Raw genomic sequence first — 14,673 nt, 5'->3', positions numbered from 1 at the left:
ACTTGACCTAGTAATCAACCATTCCAGTGCAGAACATCCTTGGTTTAAAGCCTCGCAAGACCCTGAAAGCAATTATCGATCATGGTACATATGGTCAACTACTGACAATACAGAAGGATATGACTTAAAAGCCTCCGCTTTTGATAATCCCTCTTGGCATAAAAATTCAAGTGGATATTATGCTGGAATTTTTGGCGAAACACTTCCTGATTTCAACTATGAAGAACCTGCCGTTCGAGAAGAAATGAAACAGATAGCAAAGTTTTGGTTAGAAAAAGGTGTTGCAGGTTTTCGATTAGATGCCGCAAAACACATCTACGATGCCTCAAAAACAAAAAACGGTACAGATTCAACAGAGAAAGCCGTTGAATGGTGGAAAGAATTCTCTGATTATTGCAAAACAATAAATCCTGATGCTTTCCTACTCGGTGAAATCTGGGATACCTCCGAACTTAGATATGAATATATGTCCGCCTTAGACAGTAGCTTTGTATTTGATATTGGAACGGATTTATTTGGACAATCAATCAAAGATGGCAAAAATACAGACAATGGTATTGCTACTACCATGAAAGAAGAGTTTGACAATGTTGCAAGTAAGACTCCTGATGCAATCGACTCCCTATTCCTCTCCAACCATGACACGACTCGTATAAATACAACAATGGAGAATAGACGAGGACAGATGAAACTGACTGCTGCCTTGAATCTTACGATGCAAGGGCTACCATTTGTTTATTACGGTGAAGAGATTGGAATGTTAGGTGACACGCTAGGTACAGATACCAATGTACGAACACCTTTTTTATGGGGAAACGAGGACTCTATGACAACGAGTTGGTTTTCTGATTATTCGAATGACAACACACAGGATGCCAATGCGCAGTCAGAAGACCCTTATTCTTTATTGTCACATTACCGCAAATTAATACAACTACGTGCCAAATCACCTGCACTATACAAAGGTGTTTTTGAACCGATTGCTAATGGAAATGAGGCTATCTCCAGCTATGAAATGCAATCTGATGAACAAACCATGTTAATTATCCATAACCTTTCTACGGAGGAACAAACTGCATTTCTTAACACGAAAGGTAGGATTGTGTTCACCACGAATGAAGTGAAAGTTTGGAGAACCGCTTCAAGCATTGTGATTCCACCATTGACGACTGTTATTATTGAACGTTAGACGCTGCTGTGAACGTTTGCACTGGTGTATGTATTGATACCGCTTCTACTTTTGGAATGTGTGGAGAAAGAAATGCGATTGCTAATATGATTACGAATGGAGAAAGTCAAATTGACAACTATCAAAACTTGATTGTGTTTTCGGGAATGATTCGATATAATATGCACAAAAGCAAATTGAAATTTAAGGAGAAAATGTGTATTGAATATTACAGTAAGATTAGAAGAAAAACGAGATTACCACTGCGTTGAAGTTATTATGAATCAGATATTTATGATGATTCAAAGAATAAGGAAAGTGCAAAAGCATTTAATGACAGTTTTACCGAGATACTTTAAATAAAATCACCAACTAGAAACAGAGAGGAAACCATATGCCTTTAAGATTAAGACCATTTAAAAAGCAAGATGCAAAGTACATATTAAACTGGATAAAAGATGAGGACTCATTTCGTAAATGGAGTGCTGATCGTTATGAAAATTATCCCGCTAAACCTGAAGATATGATAGCGCTGTATGAAAGTACAGAAGAAACAGATAACTTCTATCCAATGACTGCCTACGATGAAACTGGTATTGTAGGGCATATTATGCTTAGATTCGTAGACGAGAAAAAGACTGTTATCCGATTTGGATTTATTATTGTTGATTGTTCTAAGCGTGGTATGGGATATGGTAAAGAAATGTTAAAGCTTGCCATTAACTATGCGAGAGAATTCCTTGGAGCAATTAAGATTACATTAGGTGTATTTGAAAATAATGATTCCGCTATCTCTTGCTATAGAGCAGTTGGTTTCAAAGAAAACGATTCCCCTGCAGAATACTATCACGTGCTCAATCAGGATTGGAAATGTATAGAGCTGGAATTGAATTTCAATCAGACAGAGGAACAGAATATCTGGGCGAAATTATACAACGCTGCCAAAAGTGTTCAAAATGGACGAACGATTTCACCATTTATTGATGCAGGTGGCGTTGGCGCTGCAATACTTACCAAAGCAGGAAACATCTACACTGGTGTATGTATTGATACCGCTTCTACTCTCGGAATGTGTGGAGAGCGAAATGCGATTGCTAACATGATTACGAATGGAGAAAGCCAAATTGATAAAGTTGTTGCACTTACCCCAGATGGAAACGTCGGTTCACCCTGTGGAGCATGTCGAGAATATATGATGCAACTTGATAAAAACAGTGGTGATATTGAGATATTACTTGATTATGAGAGTAAAAAAACAATCACATTAAGAGAACTTATACCTGACTGGTGGGGGTATTCAAGATTTGAGACACAAACACACGCCTAAGTCATTTTACCCCCAACTGATACACGGATTGCTACGCATTTCATGCTCTCGCAATCCTAAAACATGAAACGTATGACCTTTTTCCCCTTGTATCATTTAATTAAGAACCCTTCTTTCAATAAAAACATCGCTTATAAGCAAATAGAGTTATTTCTCTATATCGTTTATAAGCGATGTTTTTTATACTATGCTATTAGAGCAAACTGTATTTTGCTCCCTCTTGATATTCTGATTGCTACACATTTCAACATCTTAGATTGCATTCGATATCCCGATAAATACCCAAGAGATAATTAATATCAAATTCCCATAAAGCAGAATCTTCTTGCCTTTTTGAGCACCGTTCCATTCTCCAGAGCGAATACCCCATAAGTTACTTATAAGTAACGCCAACGCATTGAATAGAATCCAACCTGTAACTGCTCCCATATCTCCAAGCAATAATGTTGCAATTCCATAACTGGCAAGTGCTGCAAACCAAACGATACTTGTTAAGAATAGAATAACAGCTCGTTTCTTGCTTCCTTTGTATGTAAAGCATACCCATGTCTTTTTCTTTGTAAGGTCAACAATGCAATATAGTACACTTGTTAATGCTCCACCAACTAATACAAGCATCCATTGTATTGCACTTGCTCCTGTCTCGCCAAAACCATCTTGCATAATTGCATTTCCGATTGGGCTGGCAAAATCGAATCCGACATTCAACGCACCTGAACCAAGTCCAGATAGTAACGCTAGTAGTAAACCAATCTTTGCCTTTCCTGCTACACTATCCTCGTTAGCTGTCGTATCTTCTAACGCTTCCTGCTCTGCTGTCTTCACAATTCCAGCTTTTGTTATTACGGCAATTCCAACAAGTGTTACAAGCATTCCAAGTACAAGTACTAGGATACTCATTGTACTTGGTTTGTTTTCCATCGTTACTAATGGAATAATCGAACCAACTACTGCCGATATTCCCATTGATAATCCATAAACAAGAGACATACCAATATAAGTTACTGCCTTACTAAAACCTATCGCCGACATTCCCCATAACACACCACATAAAATCGGTATCACAACATTTTTTGTTTCTGCACTGCTTACATACTGAGAAAAACCTGGTACTTGAATGAAAGCCCAGCCAATTACAACAATAATACTAAACAAAGAATAGATTCCCCAGAATGCCTCCCATTTTAGTGGTTTATAATTCTTATACCCTAAACCAAAACTTCCTTGACACAATCCTGCAAACAGCAAGACGATAAATCCAATTGTAATATTACTCATCCCTATGTCCTCCTAAGGTTTTTCTTAGAATATGCGTTAATCTCGCAATTGTCCTAAGCTTATCTTTAATCAAAGCAACATTAGAAATCGTAAATGTTATGCAATAATAACATTAGTCCAAATGTACTTAAACTAAAGTATTATAACATCTATTTTATCTTTAACATAGTGTACAAATTAGATTTATTCTTAATAATTATTAGATTTTTCTTTCGCAAAACACTCATTTATCCACGATACATAGTTGTCCATATAATAGCTTTGAGTGAATCCATGGTCTTGTCCTTCGGCAACAAGCTCGACAATTTCTGTACCTGCTTTTTGTGCCGTAGCAATATACTCTTTTGCTCCGTCCATACCAACCATACCGTCCTTCGTTCCATAACAGACAAACTGAGGAATATCAATAGAATTGAAATTCATTGTCAAATCAGTCAGATTCAGCAACTCCTCTCTTTTCTCCTCATTACGAACATCTTCCGCATTAAAAGAACTGAATAACATTGGAACGTTATAGCGATAAGTAAGTGCGGGATAAATCATCCCAACTGCACAAACACTGTCATCAATTGCATCAATCTCATCAAGCTGATACGCTTCTGGAAAATTATCTTCACCCTGAATCTGATTGATAAAGCTGCCTATCTGATATCCACCTGCACTAAAACCAATTAACCCAATCTTTGCTGAATCAATTCCGTATTCCTTTGCATGATAACGAATATAGCGCACTGCTCTTTGAAGATCAAGTTGTGGAATTGGTCTTTCATATGGATTTGAACGATACCATAGTACAAATGCATTGATTCCTGCTTTATTCAATGACAACGCAATATCTCGACTTTCTTCTGTTCCACCATCCATACTTTTGTAACCATAACCGCCACCAGGAATAACAATAACGGCACTATCACTTCCCTCCACGGTATAAGGAATTAAATATGGTACATCCTCAAATGTTTCCTTCTCATATCCGCCCTTAATTCCGTGAATATAAGTAAATGTATCAATATCCAGTTCCACATCTTGATATTCTGTACCAACAATTGATGTAGTAAACTTTACAGTTGCACCTAGCAATCGAAGATTTTTATTAATGTTCATCTCGTCAAGCTTACTATCCGGACGATTTCCAGCTATGGAGTCGCCCCAAATTGTTACCATTTTATCAATATCTGCAACAGGTGTTCCTTCTGTAGTGAATCCAATCTTTAGAAAATTAACTCCTGAAAGAGCCATAATTCCTGCAATCATCAAACTTGTAATGCGTCTCGCTCTCCCTGCTCTTGTTCGCTCTTCCCATTTTGTTCCCATGAATATAGTAATTACAAACAGAATTAGTCCTCCAATTGCTTCGGCTAATACAATCCACGTTGCCATATCTCCAAACAAAGCATTCAATATAACCTCTACAAACAAAACAACAGATACAATCGTTAATATAATCTTCGTAAACTTTTCCATAATAATCACACCTTTCTCTTCGTACTATCTCCTAAATTATAACTCAATCTTTTTGCAAAGGAAAGAACCTGTGATTGTAAAAAACGGAATATAAATTAACGATGCAATAAGGCTGACAAGTAAACGACTATGGCTGACAGTCATCACAGAAAGGTCACTCATAAAAGAGGATAACCAAAGACTTGTAAACGACACATCTTCTAATTTTAAAAATGAATCCGCCAATCCAAACAACATATTTGCAAGTGTTGGAACAACAATTACAGCCGCTATAGAAGAACCATTCTTGCGGAGAACCGCACTGATAGCGAAGTAAAGACTTATATTTGCCATACAGGTAACATACTGTACTACAAGCGTACCTACAAAATCATATCCGTTTATTTCTCCGAAACCAAAGTACATGTTTCCGAACAAAAATGCACTAAGCAAAGCAATTACAAACATAATGCTAGTCGCACCCCATGCAGAAATGAACTTCGAAAAATAAACCTGTACCTTGGAATATCCCTTAGAATATATATTTTTGATTGTCTGCTGCTCATAGTCATCGCATACCGAGAGTGCAACAAAAATTCCTGCAATTAAAAGAAAATTGCTGTTAGATATTGCTCCAATCATAGAAACAATTCCTGAACCGTTATATTGTGCTGCAAACTCCGTACTCGCATTACACAAAACTTTTGATGTAATTGCAGACAGAAACAGTAAAACAACCATCACACCTGTACATACATAAAAGCTCTTTTGCTTTCGTATCTTACGCAACTCTAATTTCAAAAGTTTTTCCATATTATTTACCAATCCTTTCAATAAAGAAGTCCTCAAAACCAATGCTTTCATTTCGAAGTTCATAAACTTGTACTCCTGCCTCTACTAATATGCGATTCAGCTCAGAGGAATCGTCTATCTTGGAGGAAATGCTTACTATTCTATCTGTACTTTCCATTTGTAAAGCTGGCACTGCTTTTCGTAAAACAGTTTCTGCCTTCCTACCATCATTGGTCACAATAATAAGAGACGTTCTACACTTTTCTTGAAGCTCTTTCGCTGTGATTTCCTCGACTAAAACACCATCATTTACAATTCCATAATTCGTAGCGATTTTCCCTAGCTCATCAAGCAAATGACTTGAAATCAGAAAAGTTACCCCCTGTTTGTTCAGATTAACAATAATGTCTCTGATTTCTTTAATTCCAGCAGGATCTAGCCCATTAATCGGTTCATCGAGAATTAGGATTTCAGGATTGCCAAGCAACGCAATCGCAATACCAAGACGTTGTTTCATACCAAGAGAAAAAGAACCAGCTTTTTTCTTCTCTGTGTTTTCAAGTCCTACAAGTTGCAGGATATGTCGAATCTCTTTGTCAGAACTTTGACCTGATATTAGAGAAAAACGCTTCATATTTTCAAAAGCGGTTTCATTCTTATACAATGCAGGAGCTTCAATCAGCGACCCAACTTTTCGTCTGACTTCATTAAGATTATTGTTTCCCAACAAGTAAATTTCACCAGAATCGGGTGAGGTAAGGCCAAGCAATAGTTTCATCAAACTAGTTTTACCTGCACCATTTTTACCAATTAATCCATAAATGTCACCCTTTTTAATATGTATAGACATTTGATTTACTGCCATTTTTTCTTTGTAACGCTTACAAAGTTTATTTGTTTCAATTATGTAATTCATATATTCTCCTTTCGTTACTGTTCAAAGTAACCAAATCCATCTCATTATTTAAATGGACTTGACGTCAATATGAAACAGATGTATCATATCAAGTGACACAAGTGTATCACATCAATATTTTTTTATCAATATCCTTTCGGTGTTGAGAAACAAAGGAGTAAAATTGTATCACATGAATAAAAAGCAAGAATTAAATGCCTTTATCAAAGAGTGTATTACCAAGGCTCTTATTAAGCAGATGGAAACGCAGTCATTTGAGGATATTTCGATAACTAGTTTGGTAAAAACAGCAGGGGTAAGCAGGGTTTCGTTTTATAGAAATTTCAAAAGCAAGCAAGATATTTTAGAAAAACATCTTGATACCCTTATTAAAGAATGGGGAAAAGAATTTGAGGAAAAAGGCGATCCCACTTATTTTTCCGAAAGTTTACTCACACATTATTATAATTACAAAGATTTTTACTTACTGTTATATCGTCAGGGATTATCCCCTTTGATTTATGAAAATATTCGTTCTGCTACTGGAATTGAGGCATCACAAAATAATATCGAACGTTATGCCAAGTCTCTTGTTGCAGGCAGCATCTTCGGCTGGGTGGATGAATGGTTGCGTCAAGGAATGACGGAAACACCACAGGAAATTATAATGTTAACAGCATCGCAGGGAGATGTTTCTAAATAAAAACAAACTATACTGCTGTTAATTCACATATATCTCCTAACCTTACTCTTATACATCAAATAATCACTACCAAACACACTCTCTAAATATCTCTCCTCTTCAACTATCTGTAGATGCATCATTGTAATTGCTATGATACTTACTACGATTAAAACTGCATTTCCAAATGCCACACATGCACCAATATACGTTAAATCAAAACCTAAAAATGCTGGATTTCTACTGAAACGATAAATACCTCTTGTAACAATCTGTAGTTTCTCTTCCTGTGGTATTCCTGCTCTCCAACTATCTTGCATCGTTATCATTGCGGTGATAAAGACTATTGTTCCAGCTCCAATTAATAGAATTCCTATGTATCGAACTACACTACTGCTGATCAATGATGTATTCAAGTAGATACTTGCTATCATTACAAACACAATAACCGTTGTTGTTATACTTAAAGTCACCTCAATGTACATGGTACGTTTTACCTTATTCCCTTTACCTAACTGACTTGTCTGAATTCCTCTCTTTCGCTGCCCTAGCATCTTGGCAAAATACGCCAGGTAGAATATTCCTACTATTATGATTGCTATGTATTGTATCATATAATTAACACGCTCCTTTTTATGTGATATAGTTGTTTTAGTTTTTATTTCAATATATGAACAACTGTTCATATATTGATTGTATTAAATTTACGTGTTTTTGTCAATATGAAATTCATATGTTTCTTCCCCATTTGATAAAATATATTTATAAGTGCCACTCAGTCTCACCATTAATTATATTCTATTAAAAAATAATGGCTAACATCCTCTAACGATGTCAACCATTATTTTATCTTAACGTATTCAATCTATTTTCTCATAATCGTTCCGCCACCAACAATATAGTCATCCATATAGAATACAACTGCTTGTCCTGGTGTAATTGCTCGCTGTGGTTCTTCAAAGATACATTCTACTTCATCTTCGGCAACTTTTTTAATCGTACATTTTGCCCCTTGATGGCTGTATCGAATCTTTGCATCGACTTCCATGCTACCTTCTAAGTCTTCTATTGACATAAAATTAAGATTATTTGCATACAGCTTATCCGAGAAAACTTCCTCGTTCGTACCAATCACAACTTCATTTGTCTCTGGGCGAATCTCAAGAACAAACGCTGGATGACCTAGACTTAGGTTAAGACCTTTTCTTTGTCCTACTGTATAATGCGTAATCCCTTTATGTTTTCCAATCACTTCTCCTGCAGAATTAACGAAATTACCTGGAATAATCTTTTCGTCCGAGTTTTCCTCTATGAATTTCGCATAATCATTATCTGGGATGAAGCAAATCTCTTGACTATCTGGCTTATGGGCTACTCGAAGATTAATGTCATTTGCAATTTGACGAATCTCATCCTTAGTAAACTCACCAACTGGCATAAGGGTGTGCGCTAATTGGTATTGTGTTAGATTGTAGAGTGCATACGTTTGGTCTTTCGCCGCAGTAGCTGATTTCCGAAGCGTATATCTTCCATTCTCTAACTTTAAGATTCTGGCATAATGTCCCGTTGCAATGTAATCTGCTCCAATATCAAGAGAACGTTTCAGTAACGATTCCCATTTCACATATCGGTTACATGCGATACATGGATTTGGTGTACGACCTTGTAAATATTCGTCTACAAAGTAATCCATTACATTAGCTTTGAATTCTTGCTTAAAATTCATAACATAGTATGGGATTTCAAGGTCTTGTGAAACTCTTCTTGCATCATCAACGGCACTTAAACCACAGCATCCGCCTTCGGCTTCCTGAGTAAAATGGTCTTCGTCTTGCCAAATCTGCATCGTTACGCCAATAACTTCATATCCTGCTTTTTTTAACAAATGAGCTGCCACAGAGGAGTCAACTCCTCCAGACATTCCTACTACAACCTTTTCTTTCATTAGTATTCCTCAACCACTTCTTCTTCATCTTCGTGAATATCTGATTTTGGTTTCTCTAAGCCTTCGATTACCATTCCGTTCTTTTCAGCATAATCCCAAAGTGCTGCATGAATTGCTTCTTCTGCAAGAAGGGAGCAGTGTACTTTCACTGGTGGAAGACCATCAAGAGCATCCATTACTGCCTTGTTTGTAACTTCTAATGCTTCTTGAACTGTCTTTCCTTTCACTAATTCTGTTGCCATACTGCTTGTAGCAACTGCTGCTCCACAACCAAATGTTTTGAATTTACAGTCCTGAATAATGCCATTGTCATCAATATCAAGATACATTCTCATAATATCTCCACATTTTGCATTACCAACTGTACCAACTCCACTTGCGTTTTCTATTTCACCGACATTTCTAGGGTTACTGAAATGATCCATAACTTTTTCACTGTACATTCTTGTTTCCTCCAAACTTTTTATTTATTTCGGTTGATTCTTCATATAGTCTTCATAAAGTGGTGACATAGAACGAAGACGGTCTACAATTTCTTTCACTTTATCAACTACATAATTAATATTTTCTTCTGTAATGTCTTCGCTAAGTGTAAGACGTAATGAACCATGTGCAATTTCATGAGGAAGACCAATTGCTAATAATACATGTGATGGGTCAAGAGAGCCTGATGTACAAGCCGAACCACTTGAACCACAGATTCCTTGCATATCTAACATAATTAATAACGATTCCCCTTCTATGAATTGGAAGCTAAAGTTTGCGTTATTTGGTAATCTGTTTGTACGATGCCCATTTAGTCTTGTATATGGAACCTCCTTCATTACACGAGTTATTAATAATTCTCTTAATGCAATCTCTTTTTCTGTTCTTTCTTTCATTGTTTCCATAGCAATCTCAACTGCTTTACCAAAACCAACAATTCCTGGAACGTTTTCTGTTCCTGCACGTCTATGTCTCTCTTGTGCTCCACCGTGAACAAATGAACCGATTTTAACACCTTTACGAATATATAGGAAACCAATACCTTTTGGTCCATTTAATTTGTGTCCACTTGCACTTAACATATCAATGTTGTACTCATCTACATTGATTGGTAGTTGTCCATACGCCTGAACTGCATCTGTATGGAATAGGATACCATTCTTTTTCGCAATTTCACCAATCTCTTTAATCGGTTGAATTGTACCAATTTCGTTATTAGCAAACATAATTGAGATAAGAATTGTTGTTGGACGAATCGCTGCTTCTAATTCACTTAACTTAACAACACCTTCTTCATCTACATCAAGATATGTTACTTCATATCCACATTTTTCAAGATATTCGCATGTATGCGTAATTGCATGATGCTCAATCTTTGATGTAATAATATGGTTTCCTTTTGCTTTATATGCTTCACAAGTAGATTTTAGAGCCCAGTTATCAGCTTCTGAACCACCTGCTGTAAAATATATTTCTGTCGCATCTGTTCCAAGCGATTTCGCAATAATCTCTCTTGAATTTACGATTGCTTTCTTACAGACATTTGATATCTCATATACACTAGAAGGATTTCCGTAGAATTCTGTAAAATATGGTAACATTGCTTCTACTACTGCTGGTCTCGTTGGTGTTGTTGCTGCATTGTCTAAATAAATTTTCTTATCCATCACATCATCTCCTATATATTTTCTATAAATACTTATTGCTATTTATCACACAGCGTTCCCTTTTGGGAATCATATTTTTTTCCATGTTCATTTCGTAGCTGTAAACTTTCCTCTACTAATTCAGAAAGCATAATTTCATCTACAGCACTATTTATACTATCACTAATACGCTTCCATACATATTTTGTTACACACAAGTCTGCTCCGCTACAAGTCGATTCTCCGCCCATAACTTCCGCACAATCCACTGGATTTAAGTCTCCTTCTAAAGCACGTAGAATATCGCCCACAGAGATTTCATTCGCTGGTTTCGCAAGTACATAACCACCTTGTGCTCCACGAATGCTGTTTACTAAACCAGCTTTCTTTAACTTTGCAACTAACTGTTCCAGATAACTAATTGAGATATTCTGCCTTTCTGCAACTCCACTAAGTGCAATTGCTTCTTCCGTACTATTTAATGCTAAATCTAACATTGCACGTAGACCATATCTCCCCTTAGTTGATAACTTCATGCATCTCACCTCTCATCCTTTTGCATCTAATCCTGAGTGTTTTAATTCCCAGTAATTTAATTCCGACTTTTTTACTTGGTTTTGAATTTAAAATAATAATACCATTCACATTATTACTTGTCAAGCATATTATATACACAATTTATTAGGTTAACTTGCTTACCATTCTTATTGCAGAATTAAGCATGAATCTTTCCTCTTATTAATATACTTAACTATGTAAAATGACAAGAAGGCTGATTATCTATGAGTAAAAATTCAATAATAAAAGGTACGCTTATTCTTACAATAGCTGGTTTTGCAACTCGTATTATCGGCTTTTTCTATCGAATCTATCTGTCTAATATCTTAAAACCTGAAGATATGGGCATTTATCAATTGATCTTTCCTATCTATGGAATATGCTTTACCTTATATGCTTCTGGTATCCAAACATCAATCTCTCGTTTAATTGCTTCTGAGATAGGAAAGCATGATACGAGTAATTTGAAACGAATTCTACGAACTGGTATTATATTTTCTTTATCCATTGCGATAACACTATCCATATTATTAAACAAAAATGCTTCCTATATCGCTACGAATATCCTATTAGAAAGTCGGTGTGCCAGTTCTCTTAAAATTCTTTCCTATGTGTTTCCTTTCTGTGGTATCACCGCATGTATTAATGGATATTATTATGGTATCAAACGAGCAGGTGTACCTGCTATGACACAACTATTTGAACAGGTTATTCGTGTAGCGAGTGTATACGTCTTAGCCCCACTGTTCGCATCCGGTGATTACGAAAAGGTTTGTGAAGTTGCTGTATGGGGTATTGTATTTGGTGAGATAGCTTCTAACGCTTACAATATAATCTCTATGTTTATTGTAAAACCATCTAAGCTACAGGAAGCTTATCGTTTGAAAATGCAAGCACTTCGCAATTACAAAAATCATAAGGCAAAGCATGTTTCCTATGCTGGAAGCCTCTTCAAATTAGCTCTGCCCTTAACAAGTAATCGTCTGCTTATTAGTATACTAAGCAGTATAGAAGCAATATTAATTCCTTCTATGCTAAAGCAACATGGGCTTAGTGGAACGGAAGCTTTGAGTGTATATGGTGTCTTAACAGGCATGTCCATTCCTTTTATTATGTTCCCTTCCACTATAACTAACTCCTTTGCGGTTTTACTGCTCCCTACTGTCTCAGAAGCACAATCCGCAGGTAACAATACTATGATTAATAAGACTGCTGCCCTTTCTATTAAATACAGTTTAATCATTGGTATTCTAAGTACAGGTATCTTCATTACCTTTGGCGAATCATTAGGATTACTCGTATTTAACAATAAAGCTGCTGGTGTATTCCTAACAATCTTAGCATGGCTTTGCCCGTTCCTATACTTAACTACGACTCTTGGAAGTATATTAAACGGGCTTGGAAAACCTCATGTTACGTTTCTTAATACCGTTGTTGGATTAGGTGTAAGAATTGTTTTTGTAATATTTTTAATACCACAAAAGGGAATCTACGGCTATCTAATTGGTATGCTTGTAAGTCAAGTTATTATATCAACACTAGATACCCTTGCCATCTTTAGAAATGTAAAGGTAACATTCAATGCTGTTGATTGGATTATCAAACCTGGACTTATTACTGCATTTATTGGATTCTTAACAAACCGTTCCTACCTATATATTAAGGATTACGCCTCTATGAGTGCATTAGCACTATTATTATGCTTTTGCATGTTTCTAATCATATGCTACATCATTATGTTGTTTATAACTAAAGCTGTTCGCATTGATGAATTTAAACGTGCAAAATAATGTGAATAGTAAAAACTAATCATGTTATTGTTTAAATTAACTCTCATCTAAGAAAGATATATGCTTTGTATGGATGTAGTCTATAGTTTAACAGGTTTTCTTTACTAATGATTTCCGTTATACTGAAATGACAAGCCAAACAAAACATTAATGCATTTGAAAGTCGACATATTACAGACTTCGAAAAGAAAAACGTGAAGAAAGAATATAAGCAACCCCATACATGAGGAAAAATAGTATGAAAATTAATCATGAGATAATTCTACCAAATGAGGATCTTCCGTTTAAGCTTTTTTTATTTGAAGGAAAGAACGGAAATTATCACCGCGAAAAACACTGGCATCGTTCCGTGGAGATTTTCGCAGTCTATGAAGGTGAACTTTTATTTGATGTTGGTGAGCACACTTATCCACTAACAACAGGAAAATTTATGATCATAAATTCCAACGAGGTGCATTCTATTCAGTCGCCAAAACCAAACCGAACCATTGTGTTGCAGATTCCGTTGCAGCTATTCGAAAATTATTATACTGGTGATAAGTATATCTGGTTCACCCATGACTTCAGTGTGCAGGATGAGGTGCTAATGGAACTAATGCACAATCTCTATGAAAGATATGATAAAAAAGAGCGAGGATATGAACTACAGGTGAAAGGAATCTTTTATCTCATAATGCACCTTTTAATTATTGAATATCAAAAAGCAGATATTACAGAGAACCAGTTTCGCCGAAACAGGTATCTGAACCATTTTTCTGTCATCACATCTTATATTAAGGAAAATTATGCAACTGATTTGACCTTAGAAAATGTGGCTTGCAAATTCGGATATTCTCCAACTTATCTTTCTCGAATGTTTCAGAAATACGCCGGGATAAATTTCAAATTGTATCTGAGTGATATCCGACTTCAGTGTGCATATTTGGATTTGAAGAACAGTAATGATACGCTAAGTGAAATTGCGCTTAATCACGGATTCCCAAACAGTAAGGCATTTGCACGTGCATTTATAAAAAAATACGGAATGCAACCAAGTAAATATCGTGCAGAAATTATGGCTGCAGCAAAAGTGGTCGGTAATGGCCAATACAAGGAAAAAGCAAGAAATTGACATAATGTGGATAATTAATCGGTCGAAAAGTAAAATATTAATTGTTATAATGA

At 36.0% G+C, this 14,673-nt stretch carries 15 protein-coding genes; 6 read left to right on the top strand and 9 right to left on the bottom strand.

The window, feature by feature from the left end; translation table 11 throughout:
* From RMR19_RS14455 to RMR19_RS21935, 3 genes are all read left to right on the top strand, one after another.
* The coding region (locus RMR19_RS14455) for an alpha-amylase family glycosyl hydrolase (RefSeq protein ID WP_310604200.1) at window positions 1–1,189 on the top strand (1,189 nt) is incomplete at its 5' end.
* Window positions 1,190–1,197: 8 nt separating this feature from the next.
* Complete coding sequence (locus tag RMR19_RS21940; protein ID WP_331654747.1) at window positions 1,198–1,440, top strand: hypothetical protein; 243 nt, start codon at window positions 1,198–1,200, stop codon at window positions 1,438–1,440.
* A 122-nt stretch (window positions 1,441–1,562) separates the two neighbouring features.
* Window positions 1,563–2,495: a GNAT family N-acetyltransferase gene (locus tag RMR19_RS21935; RefSeq protein ID WP_331654746.1), complete on the top strand. Its 933-nt coding sequence runs from the start codon at window positions 1,563–1,565 to the stop codon at window positions 2,493–2,495.
* Window positions 2,496–2,747: 252 nt separating this feature from the next.
* Here the strand turns inward: RMR19_RS21935 and RMR19_RS14435 are convergent, their stop codons facing one another.
* The 4 genes from RMR19_RS14435 to RMR19_RS14420 all read right to left on the bottom strand — a co-directional run bounded on the left by RMR19_RS14435 (window position 2,748) and on the right by RMR19_RS14420 (window position 6,924).
* Complete coding sequence (locus tag RMR19_RS14435; RefSeq protein ID WP_310604199.1) at window positions 2,748–3,773, bottom strand: L-rhamnose/proton symporter RhaT; 1,026 nt, start codon at window positions 3,771–3,773, stop codon at window positions 2,748–2,750.
* Between the two features lie 189 nt (window positions 3,774–3,962).
* Window positions 3,963–5,237 (bottom strand): alpha/beta hydrolase, encoded by a 1,275-nt coding sequence (locus RMR19_RS14430; protein WP_310604198.1) that lies wholly within the window; start codon window positions 5,235–5,237, stop codon window positions 3,963–3,965.
* A 36-nt stretch (window positions 5,238–5,273) separates the two neighbouring features.
* Window positions 5,274–6,029 carry an ABC transporter permease gene (locus RMR19_RS14425; RefSeq protein WP_310604197.1) on the bottom strand — a complete coding sequence of 252 codons (756 nt, stop codon included), beginning with the start codon at window positions 6,027–6,029 and terminating at the stop codon, window positions 5,274–5,276.
* Between the two features lies 1 nt (window position 6,030).
* Entirely contained in the window at window positions 6,031–6,924 is an 894-nt protein-coding gene (locus tag RMR19_RS14420) for an ATP-binding cassette domain-containing protein (RefSeq protein WP_310604196.1), read from the bottom strand.
* 172 nt (window positions 6,925–7,096) lie between these two features.
* Here RMR19_RS14420 and RMR19_RS14415 point away from each other — a divergent pair, with 172 nt between their 5' ends.
* Window positions 7,097–7,606 (top strand): TetR/AcrR family transcriptional regulator, encoded by a 510-nt coding sequence (locus tag RMR19_RS14415; RefSeq protein ID WP_310604195.1) that lies wholly within the window; start codon window positions 7,097–7,099, stop codon window positions 7,604–7,606.
* Between the two features lie 23 nt (window positions 7,607–7,629).
* Here RMR19_RS14415 and RMR19_RS14410 read toward each other — a convergent pair whose 3' ends face one another.
* The 5 genes from RMR19_RS14410 to RMR19_RS14390 form a co-directional block, all read right to left on the bottom strand.
* Window positions 7,630–8,199 (bottom strand): methyltransferase family protein, encoded by a 570-nt coding sequence (locus RMR19_RS14410; RefSeq protein WP_310604194.1) that lies wholly within the window; start codon window positions 8,197–8,199, stop codon window positions 7,630–7,632.
* Window positions 8,200–8,450: 251 nt separating this feature from the next.
* On the bottom strand, window positions 8,451–9,530 hold the full coding sequence (gene mnmA / locus RMR19_RS14405; RefSeq protein WP_310604193.1) for a tRNA 2-thiouridine(34) synthase MnmA: 1,080 nt from the start codon (window positions 9,528–9,530) through the stop codon (window positions 8,451–8,453).
* Complete coding sequence (nifU, locus tag RMR19_RS14400) at window positions 9,530–9,973, bottom strand: Fe-S cluster assembly scaffold protein NifU (RefSeq protein ID WP_310604192.1); 444 nt, start codon at window positions 9,971–9,973, stop codon at window positions 9,530–9,532. The genes mnmA and nifU overlap by 1 nt, the downstream gene beginning before the upstream one ends.
* Before the next feature lie 24 nt (window positions 9,974–9,997).
* Complete coding sequence (gene nifS / locus RMR19_RS14395; RefSeq protein ID WP_310604191.1) at window positions 9,998–11,182, bottom strand: cysteine desulfurase NifS; 1,185 nt, start codon at window positions 11,180–11,182, stop codon at window positions 9,998–10,000.
* 38 nt (window positions 11,183–11,220) lie between these two features.
* Window positions 11,221–11,697: an RrF2 family transcriptional regulator gene (locus tag RMR19_RS14390; RefSeq protein ID WP_310604190.1), complete on the bottom strand. Its 477-nt coding sequence runs from the start codon at window positions 11,695–11,697 to the stop codon at window positions 11,221–11,223.
* A 246-nt stretch (window positions 11,698–11,943) separates the two neighbouring features.
* Between RMR19_RS14390 and RMR19_RS14385 the strand changes: the two genes are divergently transcribed.
* Together RMR19_RS14385 and RMR19_RS14380 are read left to right on the top strand one after the other, a co-directional pair.
* Window positions 11,944–13,509: a putative polysaccharide biosynthesis protein gene (locus RMR19_RS14385; RefSeq protein WP_310604189.1), complete on the top strand. Its 1,566-nt coding sequence runs from the start codon at window positions 11,944–11,946 to the stop codon at window positions 13,507–13,509.
* Between the two features lie 238 nt (window positions 13,510–13,747).
* Complete coding sequence (locus RMR19_RS14380) at window positions 13,748–14,620, top strand: AraC family transcriptional regulator (protein WP_310604188.1); 873 nt, start codon at window positions 13,748–13,750, stop codon at window positions 14,618–14,620.
* Window positions 14,621–14,673: the final 53 nt, after the last annotated feature.

The organism is Anaerosporobacter sp., from assembly GCF_031551385.1.
GTDB lineage: Bacteria > Bacillota > Clostridia > Lachnospirales > Lachnospiraceae > Anaerosporobacter.
The sequence above is the reverse complement of the archived record's forward strand: the minus strand, read 5'-3'. Positions and strand labels throughout refer to the sequence as shown.

Excerpts from the sequence above, each read along its gene's own strand:
- RMR19_RS21935 (WP_331654746.1), top strand. The coding sequence starts at position 1,563 with ATGCCTTTAAGATTAAGACCATTTAAAAAGCAAGATGCAAAGTACATA.
- RMR19_RS14435 (WP_310604199.1), bottom strand. The coding sequence starts at position 3,773 with ATGAGTAATATTACAATTGGATTTATCGTCTTGCTGTTTGCAGGATTG.
- RMR19_RS14430 (WP_310604198.1), bottom strand. The coding sequence starts at position 5,237 with ATGGAAAAGTTTACGAAGATTATATTAACGATTGTATCTGTTGTTTTG.
- RMR19_RS14425 (WP_310604197.1), bottom strand. The coding sequence starts at position 6,029 with ATGGAAAAACTTTTGAAATTAGAGTTGCGTAAGATACGAAAGCAAAAG.
- RMR19_RS14420 (WP_310604196.1), bottom strand. The coding sequence starts at position 6,924 with ATGAATTACATAATTGAAACAAATAAACTTTGTAAGCGTTACAAAGAA.
- RMR19_RS14415 (WP_310604195.1), top strand. The coding sequence starts at position 7,097 with ATGAATAAAAAGCAAGAATTAAATGCCTTTATCAAAGAGTGTATTACC.
- RMR19_RS14410 (WP_310604194.1), bottom strand. The coding sequence starts at position 8,199 with ATGATACAATACATAGCAATCATAATAGTAGGAATATTCTACCTGGCG.
- mnmA (WP_310604193.1), bottom strand. The coding sequence starts at position 9,530 with ATGAAAGAAAAGGTTGTAGTAGGAATGTCTGGAGGAGTTGACTCCTCT.
- nifU (WP_310604192.1), bottom strand. The coding sequence starts at position 9,973 with ATGTACAGTGAAAAAGTTATGGATCATTTCAGTAACCCTAGAAATGTC.
- nifS (WP_310604191.1), bottom strand. The coding sequence starts at position 11,182 with ATGGATAAGAAAATTTATTTAGACAATGCAGCAACAACACCAACGAGA.
- RMR19_RS14390 (WP_310604190.1), bottom strand. The coding sequence starts at position 11,697 with ATGAAGTTATCAACTAAGGGGAGATATGGTCTACGTGCAATGTTAGAT.
- RMR19_RS14385 (WP_310604189.1), top strand. The coding sequence starts at position 11,944 with ATGAGTAAAAATTCAATAATAAAAGGTACGCTTATTCTTACAATAGCT.
- RMR19_RS14380 (WP_310604188.1), top strand. The coding sequence starts at position 13,748 with ATGAAAATTAATCATGAGATAATTCTACCAAATGAGGATCTTCCGTTT.